The sequence below is a fragment of the Pseudoxanthomonas sp. LjRoot204_2 genome, from assembly GCF_056175765.1.
Window position 1 is genome coordinate 1 of the sequence record NZ_JBGFFG010000468.1, and the last position, 2,418, is coordinate 2,418.

The 2,418-nt window shown below is 66.4% G+C and carries 2 protein-coding genes; both read left to right on the forward strand.

Going from position 1 to position 2,418, the window contains the following annotated elements:
• Positions 1–1,790: molecular chaperone DnaK (gene dnaK / locus AC04L7_RS16670; protein ID WP_475513455.1), on the forward strand; the 1,790-nt coding region annotated here is incomplete at its 5' end.
• 94 nt (positions 1,791–1,884) lie between these two features.
• Positions 1,885–2,418: DnaJ domain-containing protein (locus AC04L7_RS16675; RefSeq protein WP_475513456.1), on the forward strand; the 534-nt coding region annotated here is incomplete at its 3' end.

The following is a 2,418-nucleotide window of genomic DNA, read 5'->3' on the forward strand; positions in this document are numbered from 1 at the left end:
GCGAGATCCTCGTAGGCGCCTCGGCCAAGCGCCAGGCCGTGACCAATCCGAAGAACACCTTCTACGCGGTGAAGCGCCTGATCGGCCGCAAGTTCACCGACGCGGAAGTGAAGAAGGACCTGGACCTGGTGCCCTACGGCATCGTCGCGCACGACAACGGCGACGCCTGGGTACAGACCAGCGACGGCAAGAAGATGGCACCGCAGGAGATCTCCGCGCGCGTGCTGGAAAAGATGAAGAAGACGGCGGAAGCCTTCCTGGGCGAGACCGTCACCGAAGCCGTCATCACCGTGCCGGCCTACTTCAACGACAGCCAGCGCCAGGCGACCAAGGACGCGGGCAAGATCGCCGGCCTGGACGTCAAGCGCATCATCAACGAGCCCACCGCGGCCGCGCTGGCCTATGGCCTGGACAAGGGCGAAGGCGGTGCCGACCGCAAGATCGTCGTCTACGACCTSGGYGGCGGCACCTTCGACGTGTCGATCATCGAGATCGCCAATGTCGACGGCGAGAAGCAGTTCGAAGTGCTGGCGACCAACGGCGACACCTTCCTGGGTGGCGAAGACTTCGACAAGCGCGTCATCGACTACCTCGTCGAGGAATTCCAGAAGGACCAGGGCATCGACCTGCGCAAGGATCCGCTGGCCCTGCAGCGCCTGAAGGACGCCGCCGAGCGCGCCAAGATCGAGCTGTCCAGCTCGCAGCAGACCGAAGTGAACCTGCCGTACGTCACCGCCGACGCGTCGGGCCCGAAGCACCTCAACATCAAGCTGACCCGCGCCAAGCTGGAAGCGCTGGTCGAAGACCTGGTGAAGAAGACCATCGAGCCCTGCCGCATCGCGCTGAACGACGCCGGCCTGCGCGCCAGCGACATCGGCGAAGTCATCCTCGTCGGTGGCCAGACCCGCATGCCGAAGGTGCAGCAGGCCGTGGCCGAGTTCTTCGGCAAGGAACCGCGCAAGGACGTCAATCCCGACGAGGCCGTGGCGCTGGGCGCCGCGATCCAGGGCGGCGTGCTGGCCGGCGACGTCAAGGACGTGCTGCTGCTCGACGTCACCCCGCTGAGCCTGGGCATCGAGACGCTGGGTGGCGTGTTCACCAAGATCATCGAGAAGAACACCACCATTCCGACCAAGGCCTCGCAGACCTTCTCCACTGCCGAGGACAACCAGTCCGCGGTGACGGTGCACGTGCTGCAGGGCGAGCGCGAACAGGCCCGCTTCAACAAGTCGCTGGCCAAGTTCGACCTGTCCGGCATCGAGCCGGCGCCGCGCGGCATGCCGCAGGTGGAAGTGTCGTTCGACATCGACGCCAACGGCATCCTGCACGTGTCGGCCAAGGACAAGAAGACCAACAAGGAACAGAAGGTCGAGATCAAGGCCGGTTCGGGCCTGTCCGAGGACGAGATCGCGCGCATGGTGGCCGACGCCGAGGCGCATCGCGAAGAGGACAAGAAGTTCCAGGAACTGGTGCAGGCGCGCAATCAGGCCGATGGCTTGCTGCACGCCACCCGCAGTGCCATCACCGAGCACGGCAGCAAGGTGCCGAGTGATGTGATCGGACGGGTCGAATCCGCCATCGCCGAGCTGGAGACGGCGATGAAGGGCGACGAGAAGGCGCAGATCGAAGCCAAGTCGAAGGCGCTCGAAGAGGCGGCCCAGTCGCTGTACGCGGCCRCGGCGTCGACCGAGCAGCCCGGTGGCGGCGCCGGTCCTGCCGGCGGTGCATCGGCAGGCGCGGACGACGTGGTCGACGCCGAGTTCACCGAAGTGAAGGACGACAAGAAGTAATCCCGGCCCACGGGATGCGGCGGACGGGAGACGTGGCCTGCCACGGCCTCCCGTTTTGCCATCCGGCGAACCTGCGAGACCAGCCTGACGACACATGAGCAAGCGCGATTACTACGAAGTCCTGGGCGTGGCCAGGGACGCCAGCGATGAGGACCTGAAGAAGGCCTATCGTCGCTGTGCGATGAAGCACCACCCCGACCGCAACCCCGGCGATGCCGCGGCCGAAGCGGCGTTCAAGGAGTGCAAGGAGGCGTACGAGGTGCTGTCCGACGGCGCCAAGCGACGCACCTACGACGCGCACGGACATGCGGCATTCGAGCATGGCATGGGCGGTGGCGGTCCCGGCGGTCCGGACATGGGCGACATCTTCGGGGACATCTTCGGCAACATCTTCGGCGGAGGTGGCGCGCGTGCCGCCCGACGGGGCGCCGACGTGGGCTACGTCATGGAGCTCGACCTGGAGGAAGCGGTCGCGGGCATCGAGAAGCGCATCGAGATTCCGTCGCTGGTCGCATGCGAGCCCTGCAAGGGCTCGGGCTCGGCGGACGGGAAGGTCGAGACCTGTGGCACCTGCGGCGGTCGCGGCAACGTTCGCATGCAGCGCGGCATCTTCGCCATGCAGCAGGCC